The following is a 25985-nucleotide window of genomic DNA, read 5'->3' on the forward strand; positions in this document are numbered from 1 at the left end:
CGGTGCAACAACCGTAACGCGCTGACACGATGCCGCCCGCGCGCGAAAAATCGCGTGCGGGCGGCATCAGCATGGCTTTAGTCAGGCTTGATGTCGTGACGGCCGAGGAAGGCGAAGATCGTCTCCCACACGTGCCGCGCGGTCGTCCCGCGCACGGCGGAATGGGTCTGGCCGGGGTAGAGCATCATCTCGAACGGCGTGGACGCGGCCTGCATCTTCGCGATCAGCGCGGTGCTGTTCTCGAACACCACGTTGTCGTCCGCCATGCCATGGATCAGCAGCAGCGGATCGGCGATTTTGGGCGCATTCTCCACCGCGTCGGCAGCGCGGTAGACGTCCGGCTGCTTGCGCGGATCGCCCAGATAGCGCTCGGTATAGCTGGTGTCGTAAAGCTCCCACTTCGTCACCGGCGCGCCCGAGATGCCCGCCGCGTAGAGCCCCGGATCGGCCTCCAGCATCTTCAGCGTCATGTAGCCGCCGTAGGACCAGCCATAGATCGCGATCTTGGCGGGATCGACGAACGGCAGGGTCTTCAGGTACCGCGCCCCGGCGCGCTGGTCGGCCACTTCCACGGTGCCCATGGCGTTGCGGATCTGGCTTTCGAACGCGACGCCGCGATTGGCGCTGCCGCGATTGTCGATGCGGAAGTAGATATAGCCCTTCGCCACGATCGCCTGCGGCAGCGCGCCCAGCCAGCCGCGCGTGACGGTCTGCGAGTGCGGGCCGCCGTAGTGCTCGAAGAACACCGGGTAGCGCTTGCCGGGCTCCATCTTGGGCGTGATCATCAGCCAGTGGAGGTCCGAACCGTCGTCGGCCTTGACCGTGCCGAACGTCGTTTCACGGTGGGCGGGCATGAAGGGCGCGTAAGGATGCGCGCCTTCCACGCGGTTTTCCTCGACCCACGCCAGCCGCTTGCCCGACGCGTCCGCCACATAGCTCTGCGGCGGCTGGTTCGGCGAGGACCGGGTGACGAAGAAGGTCGTCCCGTCGTTGCTGCCCAGCGCGGAATTGACCCAGCCGGTCTCGGTCAGCCGCTCCGGCTTGCCCGGCTTGGCCAGATCGAGCGCATAGACTTGCGGCGCCAGCACATCGTCCTTGGTGCCGGTGAAGAAGAGGCGCCCTTTCGCCTCATCCACGCCGACCAGATCGGTGACCATCCAGTTCCCGCTGGTAAGCTGCGTCCACTTGCCGTCCCGGAAACGGTAGAGATGGCCGAAACCGTCGCGCTCCGACCACCAGATCAGGCTGCCGTCGCGCAGGAAGCGGTAATCGCTCGACAGGTTGAGCCAGCTGCCCTTCGGGGCGTTCTCGGTGAAGAGCACATGGCTCTTGCCGGTCGCGGGATCGACCGCCAGCATGTCGAGCTTCGTCTGCGCGCGGTCCTCGCGCTGGACGTAGAGCGTGCGCCCGTCCGGCGCCCAGTCGACGCGGGCAAGGTAGATGTCGGGATCGGCGCCAAGGTCCACCTTGACCAGCCCCGAACCGTCCGGGTTCATCAGGTGCAGCGAAACCAGCGCATTGGGCGTGCCGGCGGCGGGATAGCGCTGTTCGAAAGTCTTGGTGCCCTCGGCGCCGATCGCCGCGCGGGTGACCACGCCCACCGGGGCCTCGTCGAAGCGCTCGACGGCGATGCGGCTTTCCTCAGGCGACCACCAGTAGCCGGTCAGTCGGTCCATTTCCTCCTGCGCGACGAACTCGGCTTCGCCCCAGTGGACGGTCTTGGCGGTTTCGGCGGGCGTGACCGGACGCGGCGCATTGTCGGCCAGCGTGCCGACCCACAGGCGGCCGTCGCGCACGAACGAAAGATAGCGGCCGCGCGGGCTGAGCGCGGCGTTCAGCTCGTCCTCGGGCGAATCGGTCAGGCGGCGCACCGAACCGTCCAGCGTGGCCAGCCAGAGGTCGCCGTCGAGCGGCACCAGAATCGCCTTGCCGTCCTTGGTCCAGCTATAACTGACGATGCCCTTGAGGCTGCCGACGCGCTTGCGTTCGCGCTGCATCTTCTCGGCCTCGCTCAGCGGACGGTTGGAGCCGAGCTTGAGCGAATCGATCAGCATCCGCCACTGGCCGGTCTGGCGGTCATAGCCCCACAGGTCGTAACGCTCACGGTCTTCGGCGCGGTTGCGCAGCAGGGTCAGCCAGCGCCCGTCCGGCGAAATCTTCACCTCGCGCGGAGCCGTGCCGTCGAGCGAGGGACTGGCGAAAACGCGCTCGAACGTAAGGCTGTTCTGCATTTTTGGGGCACTCTGCTCGGGCTGGGGCGCGGCCGCGAAAGCGACGGTGGGGGCGAAAGCGGTCGTCGCCAGCAGCAGGCTGGCCACACCCGCCCGGAACGTCAAACGCGTGGTCACTTGGTAGCTCTCCGATATTTCGTCCTGACCGTCCGGAGCCCGGCGGCGCGACGCAAGAGCCCCCGGACGCGGGATGCGCGGCCGAGGGAGTAGTGCTGCCTCGATAGCGGTCCTGACGGCGAATTGCACCCCGTCGATGTGCGTGATGCTGATGTGGCCGATCCGGCCGGGCCGTCCTGATCCGCCCGGATCGAGTCAGATGAGCATACCTCTCACCAAAACACTCCGTCGCCCCCGCGCAGGCGGGGGCCCCGCTTTTCTTGGGTTCACGCAGAGACGCCGAGACGCAGAGAAACCGTGCAGCAATCCACCGTTTCCTCTGAGTCTCTGCGTGCTGAAAGAAGAACAAGCGGGATCCCCGCCTTCGCGGGGATGACGAGGCTGATGGAGGCGTGATTGGGCCGATGAAAATGACGGGTCCGGCGGGGACAACCAATCCACCGGCACAACGCGGATCCCGCAAAATCCGGCGATTACAGCGACCAAACTAGCGGAAGATACGCAGCCAACCGCCCTCACATGAATCTTTTGTAACCTCGCCTCCACCGCCGATCCATGCCTACAAAGGCAAAAGGGCCTTGCGGTCCGGGATCCGCAGTCTGACAGTCGCACCCTCGTCAAAGCCCCCGGATCCCGGACCGCACCCCCGAAGAACTCTGTTGTATCGGGCCGCCAGTTCGCAGCCCGGCTCTTGCGAGAGAAACCGTGGCCGCACCTGTATTTTTCGATCCCACCGGCAATCGGCGCGTTCGCGTCCGTCGCATGGGCCTGTTCCTGATGCTGCTGGCGATTGCCGCCTCGGCCATTTTCGCGACCACGGTCGCCAGCGTGCCGGCTCCGCCGCCGCTGCCGATCGCCTATGAGCACGCGTCACCGCTGCCATTCCGCGCGCAGATCGGCCACCTTACCCGCAGCGCCCGCAAGTTCCTGTTCGGTCGCCCCGCCGCGCCGGCGCCCACGCCGGGCGCCAAGCCGATCACGGTCGGCTTCTACACGCCGTGGAACGATGACAGCGCCACCTCGCTCGAACGCCATATCGACCGGCTCGACTGGGTTGCCCCCGCCAACCTCTCGGTAGACGCCAATGGCGCGCTGAAGGTGGAGGACGATCCGCGCTTCGCCCATATCATGGCGACCGCCCTGCACCGTCCGCTGGTGGTGCCGGTGCTCCAGAACACGCTCGACGGCGAGTGGCAGGGCCCCAAGACCGCCGCGATGCTGGCCAACCCGGCCCAGCGCCGCGCGCTGGAAGCCCAGGTCGGCGCCTATCTCGACAAGACCAACGCCGCCGGCGTGATGGTCGACTTCGAAACCATTCCCACCAACGGCATCCCCGCCCTGCGCCAGTTCCTGGCCGAACTGCGCGCGCAGCAGACGCCCAAGCACCGCCTGATCTCGGTCACCATGCCGATCGACAACCCGGACTGGTCGACCCGCGCTTTCGCGCAAGTGGCTGACCGTCTGGTGCTGATGGCCTATGACGAACACTGGCAGGGCGGCACCCCCGGTCCGATCGCGTCGAACCCGTGGTTCGTGCAGAAGCTGCAAGGCGCGCTGGCCGGCCTGCCGCGCGGCAAGGCGATCGTGGCGCTGGGCGAATATGCCTACGACTGGCACGACGGCAAGGCCGACAGCTCCACTGTCGAAGAAGCCTGGCTGGACGCGCATGACAGCGGCACCACCCCGCAGTACGACCCGATGAGCGGCAACGCCGGGTACTCCTACGTCGACGGCAGCCGCCACGACGTGTGGATGCTCGATGCCGCCGCCAGCTGGAACCAGATGCGCATCCTGTCGCGCCTGGGCGTGGGCGATATCGCCCTGTGGCGCCTGGGCTCCGAGGACCCGAGCTTCTGGACCGCCGTCAAGTCCTGGCGCGACGGCACCACGCCGAACCTCACGCACCTTGTGCAAGCCGCAAACGTCGACGTCGAGGGCCAGGGCGAGATCCTGTCGGTCACCGCTACCCCGCGCGACGGCAACCGCGACGTGATGTTCGACAAGACCACCGGCATGGTCTCCGCGGAGACCTACAAGGTCCTGCCCACGCCTTATGTCGTGAAGCGCACTGGCAATCTGAACAAGCAGGTCTCGCTGACCTTCGACGATGGTCCGGACCCGACGTGGACGCCCAAGATCCTCTCGATCCTGGAGAAGAACCACGTCCCCGGCACGTTCTTCATGATCGGCGAAAATGCGCTGGGCAACCGCGACCTCATCAAGCGCATTGCCGACGATGGTGACGAGATCGGCAACCACAGCTACACCCACCCGAACATGGCCGAAGAGGCCGCGACCGGGATCGGGCTGGAGCTGAATGCCACCCAGCGCCTGATCGAGGCCACCACCGGCCGCTCGATCCGCCTGTTCCGCGCGCCTTACTTCGGAGACGCCGAGCCGACCACCGCCGACGAGCTGGAACCTGCCGTCGTCGCGCAGCAGCACGGCTACACCGTGGTCGGTCTGCACGTCGATCCCGATGACTGGCAGCGCCCCGGCGTCCAGCACATCGTCGACAGCACCATCGAGCAGGTCGAATCCGCCAATCCGGATCGTTCCGAGAACGTGATCCTGCTGCACGACGGCGGCGGCGACCGTTCGCAGACCGTGGAAGCGCTGCCGATCATCATCCAGCGCCTGCGTCAGGACGGCTATACGTTCGTGCCGACCTCGACTCTGGCCGGGCTCACCCACGATCAGGTCATGCCCATGGTCGATGGTGTTGACCTTGCCGCCGTGCGCGCCGACGTCGCCCTGTTCGCCGTGCTGGCGGGCATTCTGGCCGGGCTGAACTGGACGTTCTTCTTCGCGATCTCGCTGGGCGTGCTGCGCTCGGTCAGCCTCGCGTCGCTGGCGACCATGCTGCGCCGCCCCGAACCGATGGCCGCGCCCGAAGACACCGGCGACCCGCTCGTCACCGTCATCGTGCCCGCCTACAATGAAGAGCGCGTGATCGAAGACTCGGTGCGCCGGGTGCTGGAGAGCGACTATCGCCACTTGCAGGTGATCGTGGCCGACGACGGTTCGAAGGACCGCACCAGCGCGATCATTGCCGAGGCATTCGCCGCCAATCCGCGCGTCGAACTGCTGACGCTGGTCAATGGCGGCAAGGCCGCCGCGCTGAACCGCGCCCTCAAGGAAGCGCGCGGCGCGATCATCGTGGCGCTCGATGCCGATACCCAGTTCGAGCCCCAGACGATCTCGCGCCTCGTCCGCTGGTTCGCCGATCCGCGCATCGGTGCGGTTGCCGGCAATGCCAAGGTGGGCAACCGCGTCAACCTCGTCACTCGCTGGCAGGCCGTGGAATACGTGACCGCGCAGAACCTGGAACGCCGCGCGCTGACCAAGCTCGACGCGATCATGGTCGTGCCCGGCGCGGTCGGTGCATGGCGCCGCGAAGCGCTGGACGATGTCGGCGGCTACCCCGAGGACACGCTGGCCGAGGATCAGGACCTGACCATCGCCATCCAGCGCAAGGGCTGGAAGGTTGCCTACGACGAAGAGGCCGTGGCCTGGACCGAGGCGCCGGAAAGCTTCAAGGCCCTGTCCAAGCAGCGCTTCCGCTGGTCGTTCGGTACGCTCCAGTGCCTGTGGAAGCATCGCGGCACCCTGCGCAAGGGCCGCCCGTCTGGTCTGGCTTTCATCGGCATGCCGCAGGCCTGGCTGTTCCAGATCGTGTTCGCAGTGATCTCGCCCGCGATCGACCTTGCCCTGCTGATCTCGATCGGCGGCACCGCGCTGCGCATCTCGCAGCATGGCTGGGCCCAGACGCAGACCGACGTGCTGCGCATGGGCATCTACTGGCTGGGCTTCACGATGATCGACCTTGCCTGTGGCTGGGTGGCCTATCGCCTGGACTCGAGGAAGGAGCGCTTCCGCCCGCTGCTGCTGCTGGCCCAGCGCTTCATCTACCGCCAGCTGATGTACAGCGTGGTTATCCGCGCGGTGAGCGCGGCGATGGCCGGGATCGGCATTGGCTGGGGCAAGCTGGAACGCACCGGCCGCGTCAGCGCCGGACCCGCGGGAACCGCGCCGAAGTCGATCGGCCGCGAGACGCCGGAAGCCGAGCCGGAACTCGAAACGGCGGGGTGAATTGACGCTCTGTCTGTGGCTCAATGCGGCGCCCTCGCGAAAGCGGGGGCGCCGTTGGCTTTTCCGGGGCGACCATAGATTCCAGGCGTCAGGTCTTCGTCATCCTGAACTTATTTCAGGATCCATTTCGCGACCTATCCCGAAAGCTGGCGCAAATGGTGCGGCGATTGCAGATTGCCGATCAAAGCACAGCGCAGGCGACAAGATGGATCCTGAAACAAGTTCAGGATGACGGGTATTACGGAGGAGAGCGGCGGGTATCTCTACTCTTCCGCGCTTCCGCGTGACGGGGAGCCCCCCGAGCCCGCCTCCTACACACCGCTCATCCTGAGCTTGTCGAAGGATGGAGGCCTCGCGCCCCGCTCTCCAGGGGCTTCGACAGGCTCAGCCTGAGCGGGGACTGGGTAGGGCTGGTAGAATAGCGGCTCACCCCGCGCCGAGTATTAACCGCACTTCCAGCCCCTGCCCCGGCGCGTCGGCGAGTTCCACGCGGCCGTCGTGCAGCTTGGCCACCGCCTCAACCAGCGCAAGACCCAGCCCCGACCCGGCAACCGCGCGCGTGGGGTCGAGCCTTCCGAAGCGCTGCAAGGCCGCCTCGCGCTGGGCTTCGGGAATGCCCTGCCCATCATCGCGCACGCCCAGCACCACGCGCCCGTCATGCCGCCGCGCGAACAGCGTGATCCAGTGCCCTCCCCGCGCGTATTTCACCGCATTGTCCACCAGATTGCCCAGCGCCTGTCCCATGAGTTCGCGGTGGAGCAACACGGCCAGCCCATCCGGCGCCTCGGCGCGGAGTACGAAGCCCTCGTCCTCGGCGTAAGGCTCGTAAAGCGCGGCAAGGTCTTCGAGGAACGGCGCCAGTGCGGTCTGTTCGAAGCGCTCGCGGCCGATACCGGCTTCGGCGCGGCCGATCTGGAGCGCGGTGTTGAGGATCCGGGTCAGCGCATCGGCTTCCGCCAGCGCGCGGTTCATTGCCGCTTCCGCCGCCGGATCGCGCGCCTCGATCGCGGCCTGTTCCAGCGCCGCGCGCAGCCGCGTCACCGGGGAGCGCAAGTCGTGCGCCAGCCCCTCCGCCACCACGCGCAGTTCGCCCACCAGCGTCTCGATGCGCGCCAGCATGACGTTGATCTCGCCCGCCAGCTCGTCGAAAGCATCGCCCGAACCGTCGAGCGCCACGCGCGCGTCGAGCGCGCCGCTGGCCACGTGGTGCGCGGTCTGCGCCATGTCGTGGACACGGCGGCCGACCAGCCGCGAGGTCAGCGCGGCCACCAGCATCGCCAGCGGCAGGGCCAGGAAAATGGCCGCAAGCAGCGCCTGCTCGAAACTGTGCTGGAGCCTGAGGTCGCGGCCGATGCCGGTGCCCGCCAGCAAGGTCGAGCCATCGGGAAAGCGCTGTTCGGCCAGCACCATCTGTTCGGGCTGAGGATCGTCGTCACGATAGAGTTCGGTTTCGAACGTATCGCTACCCCGACCGGACTGGGGCGGCAGCGCGGCAAGATTGCCCGCCAGCCGCTGCCCGTCCGGCCCGGCCAGCAGCATGACCGGCGCGCGTTTGCCTTCGTTGCGCAGCCGGGTCTCGATCGTGGTACGCAGCGCGGCGGTGCCGCCATCGGCGTAGATCGCGACCAGATCGTCGCGCAAGTCCTCGACGATGGCGCGCTGATCGTCGCGCGCGCTCTGCTGGCTGGAAATCCACACGAACGCCAGCACCCCGCCGGTGGCGACGAGCTGGAAAATCACGACCGGCACGAACAGCCGGAACGAGGTGGACCGCAGCAGCCGCCGGACGCGCAGCTTCAAGCGGAAAGGCCCAGCCGGTATCCCGCCCCGCGCACAGTGTGGAGCAAGGGCTCCGCTCCATCCTCGTCAAGCTTGCGGCGCAGGCGGCTGACGTGGACATCGATCACATTGGTACCGGGATCGAAGTGATAGTCCCACACCGCCTCCAGCAGCATGGTGCGCGTCACCACTTCGTCGACATGGCGCAGGAAATATTCGAGCAGGCGGAATTCGCGCGGCTGCAGGTCGATGGTGCGGGTCCCGCGCCGCACCTTGCGCGCCAGCAGGTCCATTTCGAGATCGCCGCACGTCAGCCGCGTTTCGACCGCGGGCTGACTGACGCCGCGCTTCACCAGCAGGCGCACGCGGGCGAGCAGTTCGGCAAAGGCGAAAGGCTTGGCAAGGTAGTCGTCCGCGCCCGAAGTGAGCCCGGCAACGCGGTCGTCCGTCGATCCCAGCGCCGACAGCACGATCACCGGCGTCTCGATCTTGCCCGCGCGCAAGGCGCCCAGTACCGACATGCCGTCCATCTGTGGGATCATGCGGTCCAGCACGATGGCGTCATAGCTGCCGTCGCTGGCAAGGAACAGCGCATCGCGCCCGTTGTCCGCCCGGTCGACCACGAAGCCTTCCTCGGCGAAGCCCTTGATGACGTAAGTGGCGGTAGCCTCGTCATCTTCGACGACCAGCAGCTTGTGCCCCATCCCTTGCTTTTCCGCCTCCGCCTGCATGTCACCCCCCGGACACGTCATGGCGTTCGGGGTCGCTGCGGTTCACCGGCAAGCTCGATCCGGCGGACTTCGCCCTGGTGCACCACATCCAGATGCATAGGACGCTGGCCGCGCAGAGACAACTCCTCGGCCAGCGACTGGAGCGAACCGGGCTCGCGGCCGTCGGCTCGGGCGATGCGGTCGCCCACCGCAAGGCCCGCATGCTCGGCATAGCCGTTGGAGCGTACGGACGTCACCACCAGCCCCTGGCGGGCGCCGGGCAGGCGGTCTGCGGTAAAATCGAGAACCCGGCGCCAGGGTTCGGGCCGGACAGCATTGTGAAAGGTAGCGGCGCCCCGGTCGATCAGGCCGAAATGTCGCTGCGCCCAGAGATCGCCCCAGGTCAGCGCACCGGTCACCGCCAACAGCGCGCCCAGCATCGGCAGCAGGTCGAGGATGCGATTCTTCGCCTCGGGGTCACGCCGGAAACGGCGACGCGCGGCGCGCGCAGGGTCAGAGGCTTGGTCGGCGTCGGTCATCAGGCGGCATAATCCACGCCCCCGGCACGCATGGCCGGCGGCTTCCAGCACACCCTTGCCCATGATCATCGCAGTCCCGGCCGCGATTGTCACATTAAGGAAATTCCATGTTCGCTCCACCCTGCGGCAATCCGCGCGCGCGCATGCAGGCAGGATGACAAGCCGTGGTTTTCCCCAAGGTGAGGCCAAAAACGCGGCCAGAATCTGGGGTCGCAGAGTAGCCGTCGTCCTGATCGCCGTCCTCGTTGCGGCGGCACTCGGGGTGGCTGCGATCCTGACATGGTACGGCGCCTTCGACGCCAGCCCGTTCCGGGAAATCCCGGCGCGGGCCGTCGGGAATGGGGCCGAAACCAGTACAGGCAAAGGCTATGCCGCCGTGCTGGTGTCGGGCGACCTGGGCCCACGCGCCGGAATGGGCGCACCAGTGGCCGGTCTGTTGGCCGAACATGGCGTCGCCACGGTTTCGGTCAATTCGCTCAATTATTTCCGCGTGCGCCGCACGCCCGCCGATGTCTCCGCCCTGCTGGGCGAGGCGATTCGCCGCGCCATGGCGCTTGGCCATGTCGACAAGGTGGTCGTGCTCGGCCAATCGTTCGGCGCGGACATGGTCCATGTCGGGCTGCAAGGTCTGCCGGCGGACTTGCGCCGCCACGTCTCGCTGGTGGTGCTGACAGTGCCGACGCGCACGGTGTTCCTGCGCGTCTCCCCGCTCGAATGGCTGGACCGCACCACGCCCGACGCCATGGCCATCGTCAGCGCCCGCGCGCTCGACTGGGTGCCCGTGGTCTGCATTCGCGGCCGCGAGGAGCCGGACAGCCTCTGCCCGCTGCTGCACCTGCCGCGCCTTACGCAAGTCGCCCTGCCCGGCGACCACTATCTCGAACACAATGCCGACCGGCTGTTCATGGCGATCCGCGACGCCCTTGCCGGCCATTTCCACACCGCCTTCCCGGAGCATGCCCCATGATTCGCCGCCTGCTTGGCCCTCTCTTCCTTGGTATCGTCCTTGCCGCCGTGGCGCCCGCGGGCGCAGTGCCCACGATTGCCCAGCCGCTGGGCGTGAGTCCCTACGGACACTGGCTCAATCCGGCGGGCGACGTCGAAGTCTCCGTCGCGCCTTGCGGTTCGCTGCTGTGCGGCACGGTCACGTGGGTCGGCGGGCAGGCTCTGGCCGACGCATCCGATGCCGGCGTGCAGCACCTTGTCGGCACCCAGTTGCTTCAGGGCTACCACCGCGAAGGCGCAGGAACCTGGCAGGGCGAAGTCTTCGTGCCCGACATGGGCGCGACATTCTTCTCGCGTATTCACCAGCCCGATCCCGGCCACCTGAAGATCAGTGGCTGCATCCTCCACGGCCTGCTCTGCAAGTCGCAGATATGGACCCGACGACCGTGACGACACCGCTGCACAGACGCCTCGCGCACCTGAAACCGCTGGCCGAAAGGCTGGCGGTTCCTGCGCAACTGGCGCTGGCGGCTTTGGTGCTGATCCTCGCCGGGCTCAGCCTGCGTCACATGGCGGCGACGTTCCATTTCCACGCCGTGCTGCGTGACGCCCGGGCGCTGCCGGTTTGGCGGCTGGCGCTGGCGTTCGGCTTCACGGCGGCAAGTTACCTGCTGCTCACCATCTACGACGTGATGGCCCTGCGCGCGATCGGGCGGCCGCTGCCGTGGCGGAGCGCCGCGCTCGCATCGTTCACGAGCTATACGCTGAGCCACAACCTTGGCTTCGGGATCATAACCGGCGCCGCCGCGCGCCTGCGCGTTTACGGCGCGAAAGGCCTCACCACCGGCGATGTCGCGCGCGTCACCGCCATTGCCGGGGTGACATTCTGGGCGGGCGTGCTCGCCTCTGCGGCACTGGCCCTGCTGGTCCATCACCTGCCGCTGGTGGTTTCGGGCCGAGTCCTGCCGCTGACCGCACAGCACACCACCGGCGCGGTGCTGCTTGTCGTGCTGGCCGTGGCCGCGCTGACCGGCAAGCGCTGGCACCTTCCCGGCCCCGGTGGCATGGCCCGCATGACCGTAGTGGCACTGGCCGACATCGGCGCCGCCTGCGCCGCGCTTTTCGTGCTGCTGCCCGATGCCGCCCCGGCGCTCTATGCCCCGCTGCTGCTGGCCTATGTGCTGGCGATCGTCGTCGCGCTGGTGAGCCACGTGCCGGGCGGACTCGGCGTGTTCGAGGCGACCGTGGTGGCGCTCTGCCCGCAAGTTCCGGCGGGCGCGCTGCTGGCCGCGCTGCTGGTCTACCGCATCGTCTATTACCTCGTGCCATTGGCGCTGGCGCTCGCACTGCTGCTGCGCCACGAGCATGCGCGCTGGAAACGCCCGGCGGGCCTTGCCCTGAAAGCGGGCGAGACCATGATTACCGCGCTGGCCCCCCGCGTCATCGCACTGGTCGTATTCCTCGGCGGCGGCGTACTGCTGCTTTCAGGCGCGACGCCCGCCCTGCCCGAGCGCATGGCGGCCATTCGCGGCGTGGTGCCGCTGCCCTTCGTCGAAGCCTCGCAGATCGCCGCCAGCCTTGTCGGCACGCTGCTGCTGATCCTTGCCCCCGCACTCTATCGCCGCCTTGACGCCGCGTTCCTGCTGACCCGCGCGCTGCTGCTGGCCGGCGCGGTATTCTCGCTCGCGAAGGGGCTCGACTATGAGGAAGCGCTGACCCTGCTGGCGGTCGCCGGCGTGCTGCAACTGGCGCGCAAGGGCTTCTGGCGCCGCACCGCGCTCACCACCGATGTGATGAGCGTCAACTGGGTGCTCGCGATAGTGGCGACGATCACGCTGGTGATCGTCATCGGCTACTTCACCCAGACTTTCCCCGCCTATCGCGGCAGTCTCTGGTGGAAGTTCGCGTGGTCGGGCGATGCCTCGCGCTATATGCGGGCCAGTTTCGCGACGGCCGTGGCAACCGGCGCCTTCGTGGTGCTCGCGCTGCTGCGCCCCTCGCACCACTGGGCCCTTCCCGATGAGGCAGCAGTCGATGTCGACGCAGCGCTGCTCCACGCCACCCGCTCGGAATCGATGCTGGCACTGACCGGCGACAAGCTGTTTCTGGCGGGCCCCCACAGCCGCAGCCTGCTGATGTACCAGGTGCGCGGCCATTCATGGATCGTCATGGGCGATCCGGTGGGCGAGAAGGCCGACTGGCCAGACCTGCTGTGGCGCCTGCGCGAGCGCGCCGACGCCAATCAGGGCCGCGTGCTGCTCTATCAGGTGACGCCGGACGTGCTGCCCATCGCCATCGACATGGGGCTCCAGCTCATGAAATACGGCGAGGAAGCACGAGTGGACCTTGCCCACTTCAGCCTCGACGGACCCACCGCGCGGCCGCTGCGCCACGCCATGCGCCGGGTGGAGCGCGAAGGCGCGGAATTCGCCATCGTCCCCGCCGCGCGCGTGCCCGCGATCATGGCCGAGCTGCGCGCGGTCTCGGACGAGTGGCTTCACGCCAAGGGCCAGCGCGAGAAGTCCTTCAGCGTCGGCCGTTTCGACGAGGCCTATATCGCCCGCTGCGACGTGGCGGTGGTGCGGCGTGAAGGCGTAATCGTGGCGTTCGCCAATCTCTGGAAGACCGCCGGGCGCGAGGAGCTTTCGGTGGACCTCATGCGCCACCGCGCCGAAGTGCCCTATGGCTGCATGGACTTCCTGTTCACGCGCCTGATGCTGTGGGGGCGACAGGAGGGCTATAGCTGGTTCAACCTCGGCCTCGCGCCGCTGTCCGGCATCGAGGCACGGAGGCTGGCGCCAACCTGGGCACGCGCGGCGGGCATGCTGTTCCGCCACGGCGCCGCGTTCTACGGCTTCGAGGGGCTGCGGAACTACAAGGAAAAGTTCGCTCCCGTGTGGGAGCCGCGCTTCATCGCCAGCCCCGGCGGCATCGCCCGGGGCCGCGCGCTACTGGACCTTCAGGCCCTGATCGGCGACAGCCGCGGCGCGGCACGCCTGCGCGGATCGCAACGGCGCTCGGCTTCGTGAGCGGGTATTCGATACTGCTGAGTCCCGCCAGCCCGCTCATCGCCAACAGATAACGCCCCAGATTAGCAGGTGCAGTTCCTTTCCCCCACTCCGCTCATCCTGAGCCTGTCGAAGGATGGAGGCCTCCCGCCCCGCAGCAGGGGCTTCGACAAGCTCAGCCTGAGCGGGATTGAAGGGGTGGCTCATGGAAATTCAGCGGCGCGAAGAATCGCCTCAACAGCAGCGCAGAACATCAAATCCGCTACGCAGACCCCCAAAAAACCCACGTCGCCCCCGCGAAGGCGGGGGCCCCGCTTCCTTGCAACTTCTCATCCCGCGCAACAGAAGCGGGATCCAGCCTGACCGAAATTGGAGGGACGCTCGCACCGCCCCGGACGCCATAGCCTTCTCCACCCCGCCCCGCGCACAAGCGGTTGTCGCATGCCGCGACCTGCCGCTAAAGTCGCGCCCCAATCCCTTGTTTCGGGACCAAGAATGACCGTCATTGCCGCCCAACTCTACCACAAGGGCCGCCCCGCCGAGCCCGTATCACTCGAAAGCTGCCCACCGATGCGGCAGGAGGGGGACTTCGTCTGGATCGGCCTCTACGAGCCGACCGAGGCCGAACTGCGCTCCGTGCAGAAGACGTACGGCCTGCACCCGCTCGCCGTGGAAGACGCGCTCAAGGCGCACCAGTTGCCCAAAGTGGACGTCTACGGCGACCAGCTTTTCGTCGTCGCCCGCACCGCCCACCTGCTGAACGATGCCATCGCTTACGGCGAAACCTCGCTGTTCGTCGGCAAGCATCACGTGATCTCGGTCCGCCACGGCTCTGCACGCGCGCATACCGAGCTGCGGGCCCAGCTTGAAGCGGCGCCGACGCTGCTATCGCACGGCGTGGACTATGTGCTCCACGCCATTCTCGACTTCATTGTCGATGGCTACCTGCCGATCGTCGAGACCATCGAGGAAGAAGTGCTGGAGATCGAACAGCAGGCGCTCGACGCCTTCCTCGACCGCGAGCAGGTCATGCGCCTGTTCGGATTGCGCCGCGAACTGATCCGCTTCCAGCGCGTGCTCGGCCCGATGGGCGAAGTGTGCAGCAAGCTCGTCCACCTCGACATGCCGTTCCTCGACGCCGCAGTGAAGCCCTATTTCAGCGACGTGCTGGACCATGTGCGCCGCGTGGAATCGATGGTGGCAAACTTGCGCGAAGTGCTGACGTCGGTGTTCGAAGTCAGCCACCTGCTGGAATCGCAGAGGCAGAGCGAGATCACCCGCCAGCTTGCCGCCTGGGCCGCGATTCTCGCCGTGCCGACCGCGATTGCCGGGATCTACGGCATGAATTTCGAATTCATGCCCGAGCTGCACTTCCGCTACGGTTACTACGGCGTGCTGGGCGCGATCCTGCTGCTGTGCAGCATGCTCTATGCGTGGTTCCGCCATACGAAATGGCTCTAGGCACCGGCAAATTGCCGGGCACCCAGAGCCATCGGGGGACACGTATAAGAAACGCCCGGACCTGAACGAGGTTCCGGGCATCCGACCCACATTCCTTCGCCTCGTCCCTGAAAAACCCTCTGATCGTCAACGTCCCCCTTTTCGTCATTGCGAGCGTAGCGAAGCAATCCAGAGCCGCTTGGCACACCTCTGGATTGCTTCGCTATGCTCGCAATGACGAAGGCTGGGGGCACTCCGAAACGAAATGGCCGAAACGGAATGGCCGAAAATTTACCTCCTTCCGCCCCCTTCGCTCCGCAAAACCCCTGCTTGGCCGCCTGTTAGAAATCCTCGCTCCATTATTGCAACTGGTTATCATTAGCTATAACGAGTTTCGCCAAGGAGTGAGTCATGCATGCAGTCGCCGGGCCGAGGGCGCCAAACCCGCGCAGATGCAGGCGTTTTGCGCCTGTCGTCACGCATGCCCGCACCTTGACTGCCCCCACCAGCCTGACCATCGGCGCTTTGCCGAGGGTTCCGCGCAAGCGCCCCGCCGCCTCGCCCGCCCATTTTCGCCTTGCCTTGCCGCGTATGACAGGTCATTCGCGCGAACGGTTTCGACTCACGCCGATGAATGGGCGCATCATTGGCGAGGACGAGGCGATCCTGTTCGGCCTGCGGACCAGATCACGGTCTGCGCGGCGACTTCATGCCCTGTAATACAGGGTTAAACGCCCCAAGAAGACACCGCCGCCGACAGTATTTCCCGGACACAGCATTTTTTCCGAAGGATTCGATAGTAATGAGCGATAGCGCCGCCGATACGGCGACCCTGACCCCCACCGGCGCATTGACGGTTGAGGAAGTGCTGTCGGTCCATCACTGGAACGACCACCTCTTCAGCTTCAAGATCACCCGCCCCTCGACCTTCCGCTTCCGCTCGGGCGAGTTCATCATGATCGGCCTGCCGGGTGACAACGGCAAGCCGCTGCTGCGCGCCTATTCGATCGCCAGCCCGGCCTATGCCGAGGAACTGGAATTCCTTTCGATCAAGGTGCCGGACGGCCCGCTGACCTCGCGCCTGCAGCAGATCCAGCCGGGCGACCAGATCTACCTCGGCCGCAAGCCGGTGGGCACGCTCGTCGCCGACGCGCTGCGCCCGGGCAAGCGCCTGTTCCTGTTCTCGACCGGCACCGGCCTCGCGCCGTTCCTCAGCCTCGCGCGCGATCCGGACATCTATGAGCGTTTCGAGCAGATCCTGCTGGTCCACTCGGTCCGCCGCGTCAGCGATCTGGCGTTCCGCACCGAACTGGAAAGCCAGCTGGCCGACGATCCGCTGATCGCCGACGAAGCGCTGCTGCAGTTCCACTACCTGCCGACCGTCACGCGTGAGGACTTCCACACGCAGGGCCGCATCGGCAACCTGATCGAGGACGGCCGCCTGTTCATCCCGCAGCTTCGCGGCCCCGCCAAGCTCGATCCCGAGACCGACCGCATCATGCTCTGCGGCTCGATGGCGATGATCCGCGAGTTCGAGCACAGCCTTGAAGCCGCGGGCTTCGAGGAAGGTTCGAACAACAAGCCGGGCGACTTCGTGATCGAACGCGCGTTCGTCGACTGATCGGATCGACCGACGGAATACGGAAAAGGGGCGCAGCGATGCGCCCCTTTTTCTTTGCCGCTATGGCGCGAGTCCTACATTCCGCCCCCAAATCCCCGTCATCCCCGCGAAGGCGGGGATCCCGCTTTTCTTGCGGCATACGAGAGGTTGCAGAAGAAAGCGGGGCCCCCGCCTTCGCGGGGGCGACGGGGACTTGGGTGGGCGTGCTTGGTTGGAATACCCGAGCGCTAAGCCCGCTCGCCGGTTACCTTGGCCGAGCCGAACATGCCCATTTTACACTTGCCGGTGATGCTATCCCCGCCGATCTCCAGATCGTACTTCAGCGTGATCTTCATCGGCTTCTCGACCTTCAGATCGAAGCGCAGCCGGTTGCCCTCCACCGTGCCCCCGGCGAAATCCTGACGCCCCTCCGGCGCGGAGAGGTAGCCGCTGAGTGCCGTGCCCTCGATATCGAAGTGCGCCACCATCGCCTGCGGCCCCATCGGCGTCTTCAGCACCATGTTCCAGTCGCCTTCCGGCCCGGCCGAAGGCACGGCAGGTGCTTCCGCCACCGGCTCCGGTGCCGCTGCGACTGGCTCCGCAACCGCCGCCTCAACCTTCACCGGCTCCGGCGCGTAGAAGCCGGAAACGTCGCGCTGCTCGATCACGTCGAGAATGCGCGCGGGCGTTAGCGGCAACACCACATCGCCCAGTTCGCCGAAGGGCGTGAGCGCGTCGGCAATGGCGTTCACCAAAGTCGGCGGCCCGATGATCGCCCCGCCCTCCCCCACGCCGCGCATGCCGCCGATGGACTTGGACGGCGTGTTGGCATGGACGAATTCGAATGTCGGCACGTCGCTGATCGATGGCAGCATGTAGTCCTTGAACGTCGCCGCCTGCGGATTGCCGCGCGCGTCGTAGGGCATCTCTTCCAGCAGGACCATGCCGATGGCCTGTGCCAGACCGCCCGAAATCTGCCCTTCGACCACGGCAGGATTGATCACCGTCCCGCAATCCTCCGAGGAGATCCAGCGCAGGATCTTCACGAAGCCGGTCTCCGCATCCACTTCCACCACGGCCAGATGCGTGGCGCTGGTGAAGGTCATCGGTGGCGGCTGATAGCGGAACTGCATTTCCAGCCCACTTTCGAAACCGGGCGGCAAACGGTCCGGCTCGCCATAGGCAATCGCGGCAATCTCCGCGAGCGGGCGGGCCATCTCCGGCGCGCCTTCCACGCGCACCGTGCCCTCGTCGATCACCACGCTTTCCACGCTGGCATTGAGCAAGTGCGCAGCCAGAGTGCGTACCTTGTCCGCCAGCATTTCCGAACAACGGATCGCCGCGCCCCCGGCAATCACGCCCTGCCGGCTGCCCGCCGCACCGGGACTGAAACCGCCGCGTGTGGAGTCGCCCTCGAACACGGTCACGTCCTCATAGCGCACGCCCAGGCGGTCGGCGATGCACTGGGCCATCGTCGTCGCGGTGCCGTGGCCCTGCGAATGAGTGGAGAGCGTGGCGGTGACCTTGCCGGTCGGCTCGATCCGCACTTGCGCCAGTTCGCCCGTCATCGGCGCCATAGACCCGGCCGAGCCGGTCGGCTCGACATAGGAAGCGATCCCGACGCCCAGATAGCGCCCCTCAGCCCGCGCTGCCGCCTGTTCGCGCCGGAATGCCGCCATGTCGAAATGATCGAGCAGCTTTTCGAGGCATTCGCCGGGCGTGATGTCGTCCAGCGGAATGCCCATCGAGGTGACCATGGGCTGGTCCTTCAGGTAGACCAGATTGCGCCGCCGGATCTCGATCGGATCGATGCCGAGTTGCCGCGCCGCCCGGTCCAGCATGGTCTCGCGCACCAGCGATTCCATCGCCCAGGGCCCGCGATAGGCGGCAAGCCCGTTGGTATTGGTGTACCACCCGCGCGAAACGAAGGCATAGGCGGGCACGCGATAGGCCGCCCAGACGAACATGTGCACGGCGATATTGCTGTCCGCCCCCTGCGGGAAGGCGCCGTTGTTGCAGTCATAGATCCCGTGCGATCCGGTCAGCCGCCCTTGCGCGTCGAACCCGGCCTGCAAGGTCATTTCCGCCTCGCGCGCCTGATTGGAAGCGGTCAGCGCCTCGTACCGGTCCTCGATCCACTTGAGCGGCTTGCCCATGAGCAGCGCAGCGACGATCACCGCGCTCTCTTCCTTCCACGGGTGGTTCTTGAGGCCGAAAGAACCGCCCACGTCCTTGGCGATCACCCGGATCGCGGTATCCGGCAAGCCGAGTGCAAGGCTGACCCAGCGCGCGACCAGATGCGGGCTCTGGCACGTGATCCTGAGCGTCAGTTCCTCCGGCCCGTCGCGCGAGGCCAGCACTCCGCGCGTTTCCATCGGCGATTGCGAGATGCGCTGGTGGACGATCCGGTGGCTGAGGCGCAGCGCCGATCCGGCAAGCTTGTCCTCCAGTTCGTCCTCGACCTCCTCGTCACCGATTTCGGCCGCGACATTGCTGTCCACGCCGGGATGGATCGGTGCCGCCACCTTGGCCTGCGCAATGGTGACGACCGGATCGAGTTCCTCGTACTCGATCTCCACCAACGAGGCCGCGTCTTCCGCCTGTGCGCGGGTTTCGGCGGCGACCAGCACCACCGGCTCACCCGCGTAGGACACATGGCCATCCGCCAGCGGCGTGATCGGGACTTCCGCCTCGGTAAAGAAGAACGAGAGCAGCTTGATCGGCCGCGCGGCAAGGTCCGCCATGGTCAGCACGGCATGGACGCCGGGCAACTCACGCGCGACTTGCGTGTCTATCGAGACGATCCGCCCACGCGCGATCGGACTGCGCGCGAAAGCGACATGCAGCATCCCCGGCAGCGTCACGTCATCGACGAACTGGCCGCGCCCGGTCAGCAGGCGCGGGTCTTCCTTGCGGGGAACGCGCTTGCCGATCCAGCGGGTGGCGCCGAGGTTGGAATTGGGGGCGTTCATTCGGCGCCTCCCGCGCCGACAGTGCCCTCGGCCAGCGCCTTGGCGGCCCGGCGGATGCCCTGATAGCCAGTGCAGCGGCAGATGTGGCCGCTCATCGCGGAAACCAGCGAGTCCTCGCTCGCTTTCGCTTCCCCGCCGGTGAGCGCGGCGAAAGTCATCAGCACGCCGGGCGTGCAGAACCCGCATTGCAGCCCGTGCGCCTCCCGCATGGCCTGCTGGACGGGGTGGAACGTGCCGTCCGGCGCGGCGAGGCCTTCCACCGTGGTCACGGTGCTGCCGTCCGCCTGAACCGCCAGCATCAGGCAGGATCGCACCGCGCGCCCGTCCACCATCACTGTGCAGGCACCGCAGACGCCGTGCTCGCAGCCGAGGTGGACGCCGGTGCACCCCGCATCGAGCCGCAGGTAATCGGCAAGGCTGGTGCGCGCCTCCACCACCGCGTCGCGGCGCTGGCCGTTGAGCGTCAATGCTATGGCGTGCTCGCTCATGCCGCCTCCCTCAATTGCAGTGCCTCGCGCAAGGTCCGCGCGAAAATGCGGCGGCCGACGGTGCGGCGATATTCGGCGCTGGCGTGGTGATCGTCGAACGGCGCGGTGTCCGCCACGGCGAGTTCGGCCATGGCACGCGGATCGAGCGCGGAGAGCGAGGCGCCGGTCAGCGCTGCCTCCGCCTGCCGCATCCGCACCGGCGTCGGGCCCATGCCGAACCATGCGAGACCCACACGGGTCAACGTATCGCCCTCGACCACCGCCGCGCCGACCATGCCGACCAGCGCGAAGTCGCCCGGCCGCTGCGCGACTTCGCGGAACAGCACCACATGCCCCTCCGGCCAGTCGGGATAGATGATCCCCGTGAGCAGTTCGTCCGGCTCCAACGCGGTCATGTAGGGGCCGATGTAGAAGTCGGCGGCATCGACAACGCGGGTGCCGCGAGTCGAGGTAATCTCCAGCCGGGCCCCCAGTGCCACCGCCGTAGCGGGCATTTCCGCCGCCGGTTCGCCCAGCGCTATGGAGCCACCCACAGTCCCTCGGTTACGCGTCTGGTGATGGCCGACATGGCCGAGCGCCGTGACCATCGCCGGCAGATGCGCCGCCAGCACGGGATCGGCCAAGGCATCGGCCTGCCGCGTCATCGGGCCGACGCGCGTGCCGCCCTCCACGCGGGTGACGCCCTGCAAGGCCGCGATCCGGCCGATGTCGACAAGAATGAAGGGCTGGCTCATCCGCAAGTTGAGCAGCGGCATCAGCGTCTGCCCACCCGCGATCACGGTGGCTCCTCCGCCCGCTTCGGAGAGGATGCGGCAGGCCTCCTCTATGCTGGAGGGGCGTTCATAGTCGAAAGGTGCGGGCTTCATCGCCGTGCTCCGCGGCGGCCCGCCTCGAAGCCGGCGGCGGCAGTGACGATCAGCAGCACCAGCACCACCAGCATTTCCACCTGCATGTGCGCCGAGCCAAGCAGGAAACCGGCCAGAACGGCCATGACCAGCGCCGCTGTCCAGCCCCAGATCCCGCCCGCCGCCGTCGTCGCCATCACCATGGATGGCGCCAAAGGGACGGCACCGGCCGCAGGTCCCCCGACCGCTGCGGCAGGTGCCGTCACCCCGGGTTCGGCGGGTACGTTGCCCCCCGCAACGACCTCCCCGAACTTCGCGAAGAACTTGCCAGCAAGATTCTTCGCCGTGGCATCGATGATCGGGCCGCCGAGCTGCGCCATGCGCCCGCCCACTTCGGCATCGACCTCGTAAGCGACCAGCGTTCCCCCGTCCGCCGTGTCGCTCAGCCTTACTTTCGCTCCCCCCTTCGCCGTGCCGGCAACGCCCCCGTTGCCCGACCCGGTGATCGTGTAACCGTTCGGCGCGTCCAGATCGGACAGTTCCACCGCGCCCTTGAACCGCGCGCCGATGGGGCCGATCTTCACTTCCGCCGCTGCCACGAAACGGTTCTCCCCGTCCCGTTCCAGCGACTGACAGCCCGGAATGCTCCGGGCGAGAATCGCCGGATCGTTCAGCGCCTCCCACACCTTCCGGCGCGGCGCCGCGACCCGTTGCTCGCCCGTCATCTGCATCCCGCGCTCTCCCCGTCCGCTTGTTCGCCGTCTTATCCGGTGGCGGATTGAACGCGATCCGATTGTCTTTCGCAAGACTTATGAGCGGTACTGTATCTTATTCCCCGGGGCGATGAAAGGTCCCGGCGCTGGCGGCGATGCTGCGCTGCGATTACCACTCTGCCCGCAAAGCCCCGCAAGGGAGGCAGGAGGAGAGGCATGAGCGCAACCGTCATCATCACCGGGGCCGCCGGGGGCATGGGCATTCCCAGCGCACGGCGCTTCGCCGCGCAGGGCCGTCCGCTGCTGCTGTGCGACGTCAATGCCGACAAGCTTGAGGGCTTCGCCGAGGAACTGCGCAGCGAGGGCGCCCGCGTGACCACGCTGGCCGGAGACATTTCCGCCGCATCCTTCCCGCAGGATCTTGTCGCCGTGCTGGGCGACGCGCCGCTTCACGCGCTGGTGCACACCGCCGGGCTTTCGCCCACCATGGCGGACCCGCTGCGGATCCTTGAGGTCAACTATTTCGCCACCGAGCGCCTTGTCGCCGCGCTGCTGCCGCGCTTCGAAAAGGGCGGCTGCGCGGTGCTGATCTCGTCGATGTCGGGCTATCTGCTCAGCGATCCGGCCATGGTGGACGCGGTGCGCGACCTGCTCGCCGGCAAGGGCAGCGAGGGCGTCGAGCGCTTCGCCGTCAATCCGGGCATGGGCTACACCCTGTCCAAGCGCGCGGTGATCGGCCTTGTCGGCCGCGAGGCGGCAGCGTTCGGCGCGCGCGGCCTGCGCATCGTCTCGATCGCGCCGGGCTTCATCGACACGCCGATGAGCCAGGCCGAAGCCGAATCCAGCGAACAGATGCGGCAGATGATTACCATGACTCCGGCAGGTCGGCTTGGTCTCGGCGACGAGATTGCCTCGGTGGCGGAGTTCCTGTGTTCGCCGGGGGCTTCTTATATCAGCGGGTGCGATATCAAGGTGGATGGCGGGATTCTGGGTAGGCTGGGGATCTAGGCTACGAGGGACGGAGTACCCCTTCACCCATAGCTCTCGTCGCCCCCGCGAAGGCGGGGGCCCCGCTGCCTTTTGCCACACCGCGAGGAAGAAAAGCGGGATCCCCGCCTTCGCGGGGATGACGGCGTTTTGCGGTTAGATTTGAACCTGAACCCGCGTTCTCCCGCCTCTCACGCCTTCAGATCGCTCTCGCACTCCACCACCGTCGCAATCCGGAACGAGGTGCGGTCGAACAGGTTCGCCTCGTCCGCCACGATCTCCTCGGGCATCAGGCTGGTGGTCATGTAGCGCAGGGTGCCGCGAAAGGTCGCCTCATCCTCGAACCAGAGTTCGGTGATGACATCGGGTCCATCGGTGAAAGCGCCCGTCTCGGGATGGACCTGCGGTTCGAGATAACGGCGCACATAGCGCGAGAGGCCCTGCGAATAGCGCTCGGCCAGCGGGGCGTGGCGGGTTTCGTAGTAATCGCGGAACTGCTCCGGCGTCAGGTCGGGCCTGCGCTTCATGAACAACAGGATCTTGAACACTGTGCCAGCCATGCCTTCTCTCCCGGATAGGAGAGCGGCGTAACATCCGGCCCCGGCATGGCCCAACCGCCGGAGCGATAGCGCCTATTCATCGCGCGAATCGATGTACTTGGCCTCAAGGAAGCGCCCGCGCGTGGCCAGCGCGTCGAGATCGTTGCGCGAGAGGTCCAGGCTCATCGCCTCGATCTGCCCGGCGATCACGCCCAGCCCCTCGACCAGTTGCTCTGACGGCGTCGTGCCGCCCGCATGCGGCTTGTTGCGCAGTTCCGCCGGGATCCGCGTGTAGCTGTCCACCAGCGAAGGCAGGTGTTCGGACAGCAGCTTGCGCACTTCGTAGGCCGCCGGGCCCTTCTCTTCCAGCGCGGCGAGTTGCGGGGCGATCTGTTCGAGACGCACGCCGATCATGTCCACCGCGTCCACCGCTGCATTGGGCAGTGCCCGGCGGCGGTTTTCCAGCCAGATCTCGGTCGACCCTGCCAGTTCCGGCAGGGTCGCGTTACCGAGATCGCCGACGTTGAGGCGCGGGCTCGACGGGTAGATCGACAGGAAACAGAACACCGCGAAAGCCAGCAGCGTGGTCAGCACCGTGGTGGTGAAGGAAAGCCCGCCGAGGATCAGCCCGGTGGTCAGCGCAACGATGAAGATGCCCGCCACCGCCAGAAACGCCCGGCGCAATCGGCGCCAGCGGAACGCCCAGCGCTCCTTGCGCGCGTTGTAGAGCCGCGCGGCCCGCTGGCGGCGGGCGGCGCGGATGATGTCCTGATTCACGGCATTGCGAGACGTTTGCGGCATGAGACTAGTCTAGCAGGCTCAATCGAGCGCCTCCAGCAGCGCCTTCGCGGTCTTGCTGTCTCCCAGCGCGGCGGCGCCTTCGGCCTGCCCCTGTGCGCGGGCGATATAGGCCTTGGACTTGGTGACTTCGCCTTCCAGCGACTGCACCGTCTGCTTCATCGAATCGAGCGCCTGCATCTTGAAGGTGTCGATCGAATCCATCGTGTCGTAGATGTTCTGGAACGCGCGGCTGAGCGTTTCCAGCGGGATCGTCGAGTTTGCCGCCTGCTCGTGAATGCGCGCGGTGTTGTCCTTCAGCATCTGGCCGGTGCCGTCGATGATCTTTGCCGTGGTGGTGTTGAGCGCGGTAATCTGGTCCAGCACCAGCCTCTGGTTGGCCATCGCCTGCGCCACCGTAACCGCCGTGCGCAGCGCGCCGACCGTGGTGGTGGAGGCGCGATCGACGCCCTTGATCAGTTCGACGTTGTTCTTCTTGACCAGATCGAGCGCGAGGTAGCCCTGCACCGATACGGCCATCTGCGTCAGCAGGTCCTGCGTGCGCTGGCGCACGTAGAACAGCGCGGATTCGCGCACCGCCTTGGCCTTGGCGGGGTCGGTATGGTCGAGGTCGTTGGCCTTCTGCTCCAGCGTCTCGTCCAGCGCCTTCGACATGAAGATCATCTGTTCGAGCTTGCCCATCGCCGCCCAGAGGTTCTGGCGCTCCACGTCGATGGCCGCATTGTCCATCAGCAGCTCGTCCTTGCCGCCCTGAAGACGGGCGAGGATCGCGCCGATATGGCCCTGCGCGCTCTGGTAGCTGTCGAAGTAGTTGCGCAGCTTGTTGCCCATCGGGATGATCCCGAAGATCTTGCGGCGCGACAGCAGGTCGCCCTTGGTCGAGGGGTCAAGGTCTTCCACCGTGCGGCGCAGTTCGGCAAGGTCTGCGCCGACGCCGGCGTCCTTGTCCATCGCGCGCACCGGGCGGTCGAGGAAGCGGTTGGACTGGCCCGACGCTTCCGCGATTTCCTTGCGGCCCATATTGGTGATCTGGTCGACCCGGCGGCCGAAATCGGGCGAATTCACGTCCTGCGAAACGAGATCGTCGACGAATTCATCGACGCGCGTCTGCAACTTCGAGCGCTGCTCGTCACCCACGGGCACAAGACCGGCCGCCCGCTCGGGCTGGACCACCGGCACCGGATCGGGAGGGGTCAGCTTGAGCTCGCCCGCGGTCGCCTGATCGGTCGTCGTCGCCATGGAAGAAAATCCCCGTCCTTCAAGAATTGCAGTCGTCTCTCGCGAATCTAGGTTCGACCGGAAAAACTACAAGCAAAACAGGAAGCCCCCCATTTACGGTTCGACGAGCGGCGTGGCCCCTTCGTCGGAAGGCTGGGTATCGGTGACGACCAGCATGGCGTCGTCCCGCGCCACGACGCAGAGCGAGAGCGCCGCCGCGCGGGCCCGGCGCACCGCAAGATCGGTGGGGGCGGAGATCGTCACGAGCAGCGGAATGCCTGCACGGACCGTCTTCTCGACCAGTTCGTAGGAACAGCGCGAGGTCATGACGACGAAGCCCTGTGCCGGATCGATGCCGCCGCGAACCAGCGCGCCGACCAGCTTGTCCAGCGCATTGTGGCGGCCGACATCCTCGCGGATCGCCAGCAACATGCCCTCCTCGTTGCAGAACGCGGCGGCATGGGTGGCGCGGGTTTCGCGGCCCAATCGCTGCGCCGCATCCAGCGCATCGAGCCCGCGCCGGATCGCCTCCGGGCTGGCCGCGCTTTGGCGCGAGAGGGTTGGCAGGGGGCGCAAGGCAGCCTCCACGCCCTCGATGCCGCAGATGCCGCAGGAACTGTCGCCCGTGCGCCTGCGCGCGCGTTCGATTATCAGCGAGAGGCGTTCCGGCGGCAGGTTTACACGGGCAACATAGCCCGTTCCCCATTCGCCGTTCTCGACCGGATGGACAGCCACGTCGCCGATCTCGCCCGCCGCCGCCAGCCCTTCGGCGAGCAGGAAGCCGGTGACGAAATCCTCGATCTCGATGGGGGTGGCCATCATCACGGCATAAGCGATGCCGTTGGTCTCGATAGCGATGGGCGCCTCGACCGGGACGGCGAAGCGCTCGGCCTCTTCCGTCCCGGTGCGATAGCTGTTGCGGCTGAGCCGGATCGTTTGCGCGCCATTCATAATGGCGAACCTA

19 protein-coding genes are annotated in these 25985 nt (G+C 66.8%); 7 read left to right on the forward strand and 12 right to left on the reverse strand.

The annotated features are described in order from the left end of the window. Positions 1–77 precede the first annotated feature (77 nt). The gene (locus EDF56_RS10240; protein ID WP_243652527.1) at positions 78–2348 is read right to left on the reverse strand and encodes a S9 family peptidase; all 2271 of its coding nucleotides are present in this window, start codon (positions 2346–2348) and stop codon (positions 78–80) included. A gap of 705 nt (positions 2349–3053) precedes the next feature. Here EDF56_RS10240 and EDF56_RS10245 point away from each other — a divergent pair. Then, positions 3054–6440 carry a glycosyltransferase gene (locus EDF56_RS10245; protein WP_132386939.1) on the forward strand — a complete coding sequence of 1129 codons (3387 nt, stop codon included), beginning with the start codon at positions 3054–3056 and terminating at the stop codon, positions 6438–6440. Between the two features lie 426 nt (positions 6441–6866). Here the strand turns inward: EDF56_RS10245 and EDF56_RS10250 are convergent, their stop codons facing one another. Genes EDF56_RS10250 through EDF56_RS10260 form a run of 3 tightly spaced genes read right to left on the reverse strand, consistent with a single transcriptional unit; the run spans position 6867 to position 9561 of the window. After that, positions 6867–8240 carry a HAMP domain-containing sensor histidine kinase gene (locus tag EDF56_RS10250; protein ID WP_132386941.1) on the reverse strand — a complete coding sequence of 458 codons (1374 nt, stop codon included), beginning with the start codon at positions 8238–8240 and terminating at the stop codon, positions 6867–6869. Continuing rightward, positions 8237–8923 (reverse strand): response regulator transcription factor, encoded by a 687-nt coding sequence (locus tag EDF56_RS10255; protein ID WP_132386943.1) that lies wholly within the window; start codon positions 8921–8923, stop codon positions 8237–8239. The genes EDF56_RS10250 and EDF56_RS10255 overlap by 4 nt, the downstream gene beginning before the upstream one ends. 44 nt (positions 8924–8967) lie before the next feature. Then, complete coding sequence (locus tag EDF56_RS10260; protein WP_165912166.1) at positions 8968–9561, reverse strand: PDZ domain-containing protein; 594 nt, start codon at positions 9559–9561, stop codon at positions 8968–8970. A gap of 61 nt (positions 9562–9622) precedes the next feature. Here EDF56_RS10260 and EDF56_RS10265 point away from each other — a divergent pair, with 61 nt between their 5' ends. The 5 genes from EDF56_RS10265 to EDF56_RS10285 all read left to right on the forward strand — a co-directional run bounded on the left by EDF56_RS10265 (position 9623) and on the right by EDF56_RS10285 (position 16482). Then, positions 9623–10435 carry an AcvB/VirJ family lysyl-phosphatidylglycerol hydrolase gene (locus tag EDF56_RS10265; protein WP_165912167.1) on the forward strand — a complete coding sequence of 271 codons (813 nt, stop codon included), beginning with the start codon at positions 9623–9625 and terminating at the stop codon, positions 10433–10435. After that, the gene (locus EDF56_RS10270) at positions 10432–10863 is read left to right on the forward strand and encodes a DUF2147 domain-containing protein (RefSeq protein ID WP_132386949.1); all 432 of its coding nucleotides are present in this window, start codon (positions 10432–10434) and stop codon (positions 10861–10863) included. The genes EDF56_RS10265 and EDF56_RS10270 overlap by 4 nt, the downstream gene beginning before the upstream one ends. Next, positions 10860–13442: a bifunctional lysylphosphatidylglycerol flippase/synthetase MprF gene (gene mprF, locus EDF56_RS10275; protein WP_243652528.1), complete on the forward strand. Its 2583-nt coding sequence runs from the start codon at positions 10860–10862 to the stop codon at positions 13440–13442. The genes EDF56_RS10270 and mprF overlap by 4 nt, the downstream gene beginning before the upstream one ends. 474 nt (positions 13443–13916) lie before the next feature. Then, the gene (corA, locus tag EDF56_RS10280; protein WP_132386953.1) at positions 13917–14882 is read left to right on the forward strand and encodes a magnesium/cobalt transporter CorA; all 966 of its coding nucleotides are present in this window, start codon (positions 13917–13919) and stop codon (positions 14880–14882) included. A 781-nt stretch (positions 14883–15663) separates the two neighbouring features. Next, positions 15664–16482 carry a ferredoxin--NADP reductase gene (locus EDF56_RS10285; RefSeq protein ID WP_132386955.1) on the forward strand — a complete coding sequence of 273 codons (819 nt, stop codon included), beginning with the start codon at positions 15664–15666 and terminating at the stop codon, positions 16480–16482. Positions 16483–16709: 227 nt separating this feature from the next. On the opposite strand, the gene EDF56_RS10290 is transcribed toward EDF56_RS10285, so the two are convergent. From EDF56_RS10290 to EDF56_RS10305, 4 genes are read right to left on the reverse strand one after another with little or no spacing between them, the layout of a single operon-like run. After that, positions 16710–19433, reverse strand: a complete 2724-nt coding sequence (locus tag EDF56_RS10290; RefSeq protein ID WP_132386957.1) for a xanthine dehydrogenase family protein molybdopterin-binding subunit — start codon at positions 19431–19433, stop codon at positions 16710–16712. Beyond that, positions 19430–19921 carry a (2Fe-2S)-binding protein gene (locus tag EDF56_RS10295; protein WP_132386959.1) on the reverse strand — a complete coding sequence of 164 codons (492 nt, stop codon included), beginning with the start codon at positions 19919–19921 and terminating at the stop codon, positions 19430–19432. Before EDF56_RS10295 ends, EDF56_RS10290 begins: the two co-directional genes overlap by 4 nt. After that, on the reverse strand, positions 19918–20787 hold the full coding sequence (locus EDF56_RS10300; protein WP_132386961.1) for a xanthine dehydrogenase family protein subunit M: 870 nt from the start codon (positions 20785–20787) through the stop codon (positions 19918–19920). The genes EDF56_RS10295 and EDF56_RS10300 overlap by 4 nt, the downstream gene beginning before the upstream one ends. After that, entirely contained in the window at positions 20784–21497 is a 714-nt protein-coding gene (locus tag EDF56_RS10305; protein ID WP_132386963.1) for a carbon monoxide dehydrogenase subunit G, read from the reverse strand. Before EDF56_RS10305 ends, EDF56_RS10300 begins: the two co-directional genes overlap by 4 nt. Before the next feature lie 198 nt (positions 21498–21695). On the opposite strand from EDF56_RS10305, the gene EDF56_RS10310 reads away from it, so the two are divergent. Beyond that, entirely contained in the window at positions 21696–22487 is a 792-nt protein-coding gene (locus tag EDF56_RS10310) for an SDR family oxidoreductase (protein ID WP_132386965.1), read from the forward strand. A gap of 170 nt (positions 22488–22657) precedes the next feature. On the opposite strand, the gene EDF56_RS10315 is transcribed toward EDF56_RS10310, so the two are convergent. From EDF56_RS10315 to fdhD, 4 genes are all read right to left on the reverse strand, one after another. Continuing rightward, on the reverse strand, positions 22658–23026 hold the full coding sequence (locus tag EDF56_RS10315) for an EthD domain-containing protein (RefSeq protein WP_132386967.1): 369 nt from the start codon (positions 23024–23026) through the stop codon (positions 22658–22660). A 72-nt stretch (positions 23027–23098) separates the two neighbouring features. Further along, positions 23099–23806 (reverse strand): hypothetical protein, encoded by a 708-nt coding sequence (locus EDF56_RS10320; protein ID WP_132386969.1) that lies wholly within the window; start codon positions 23804–23806, stop codon positions 23099–23101. Between the two features lie 18 nt (positions 23807–23824). Then, positions 23825–25042 (reverse strand): toxic anion resistance protein, encoded by a 1218-nt coding sequence (locus EDF56_RS10325; RefSeq protein WP_132386971.1) that lies wholly within the window; start codon positions 25040–25042, stop codon positions 23825–23827. A gap of 93 nt (positions 25043–25135) precedes the next feature. Next, the gene (gene fdhD, locus EDF56_RS10330) at positions 25136–25972 is read right to left on the reverse strand and encodes a formate dehydrogenase accessory sulfurtransferase FdhD (RefSeq protein ID WP_207904675.1); all 837 of its coding nucleotides are present in this window, start codon (positions 25970–25972) and stop codon (positions 25136–25138) included. Positions 25973–25985: the final 13 nt, after the last annotated feature.

It is taken from the genome of Novosphingobium sp. PhB165 (assembly GCF_004341845.1).
Classification (GTDB): Bacteria; Pseudomonadota; Alphaproteobacteria; order Sphingomonadales; family Sphingomonadaceae; genus Novosphingobium.

What these genes read in the sequence shown, in the direction of transcription:
- EDF56_RS10255 (WP_132386943.1), bottom strand. Translation starts at nt 8,923, where the DNA reads ATGGGGCACAAGCTGCTGGTCGTCGAAGATGACGAGGCTACCGCCACT.
- EDF56_RS10265 (WP_165912167.1), top strand. Translation starts at nt 9,623, where the DNA reads ATGACAAGCCGTGGTTTTCCCCAAGGTGAGGCCAAAAACGCGGCCAGA.
- EDF56_RS10270 (WP_132386949.1), top strand. Translation starts at nt 10,432, where the DNA reads ATGATTCGCCGCCTGCTTGGCCCTCTCTTCCTTGGTATCGTCCTTGCC.
- corA (WP_132386953.1), top strand. Translation starts at nt 13,917, where the DNA reads ATGACCGTCATTGCCGCCCAACTCTACCACAAGGGCCGCCCCGCCGAG.
- EDF56_RS10285 (WP_132386955.1), top strand. Translation starts at nt 15,664, where the DNA reads ATGAGCGATAGCGCCGCCGATACGGCGACCCTGACCCCCACCGGCGCA.
- EDF56_RS10290 (WP_132386957.1), bottom strand. Translation starts at nt 19,433, where the DNA reads ATGAACGCCCCCAATTCCAACCTCGGCGCCACCCGCTGGATCGGCAAG.
- EDF56_RS10295 (WP_132386959.1), bottom strand. Translation starts at nt 19,921, where the DNA reads ATGAGCGAGCACGCCATAGCATTGACGCTCAACGGCCAGCGCCGCGAC.
- EDF56_RS10300 (WP_132386961.1), bottom strand. Translation starts at nt 20,787, where the DNA reads ATGAAGCCCGCACCTTTCGACTATGAACGCCCCTCCAGCATAGAGGAG.
- EDF56_RS10305 (WP_132386963.1), bottom strand. Translation starts at nt 21,497, where the DNA reads ATGCAGATGACGGGCGAGCAACGGGTCGCGGCGCCGCGCCGGAAGGTG.
- EDF56_RS10310 (WP_132386965.1), top strand. Translation starts at nt 21,696, where the DNA reads ATGAGCGCAACCGTCATCATCACCGGGGCCGCCGGGGGCATGGGCATT.
- EDF56_RS10315 (WP_132386967.1), bottom strand. Translation starts at nt 23,026, where the DNA reads ATGGCTGGCACAGTGTTCAAGATCCTGTTGTTCATGAAGCGCAGGCCC.
- EDF56_RS10320 (WP_132386969.1), bottom strand. Translation starts at nt 23,806, where the DNA reads ATGCCGCAAACGTCTCGCAATGCCGTGAATCAGGACATCATCCGCGCC.
- EDF56_RS10325 (WP_132386971.1), bottom strand. Translation starts at nt 25,042, where the DNA reads ATGGCGACGACGACCGATCAGGCGACCGCGGGCGAGCTCAAGCTGACC.
- fdhD (WP_207904675.1), bottom strand. Translation starts at nt 25,972, where the DNA reads ATGAATGGCGCGCAAACGATCCGGCTCAGCCGCAACAGCTATCGCACC.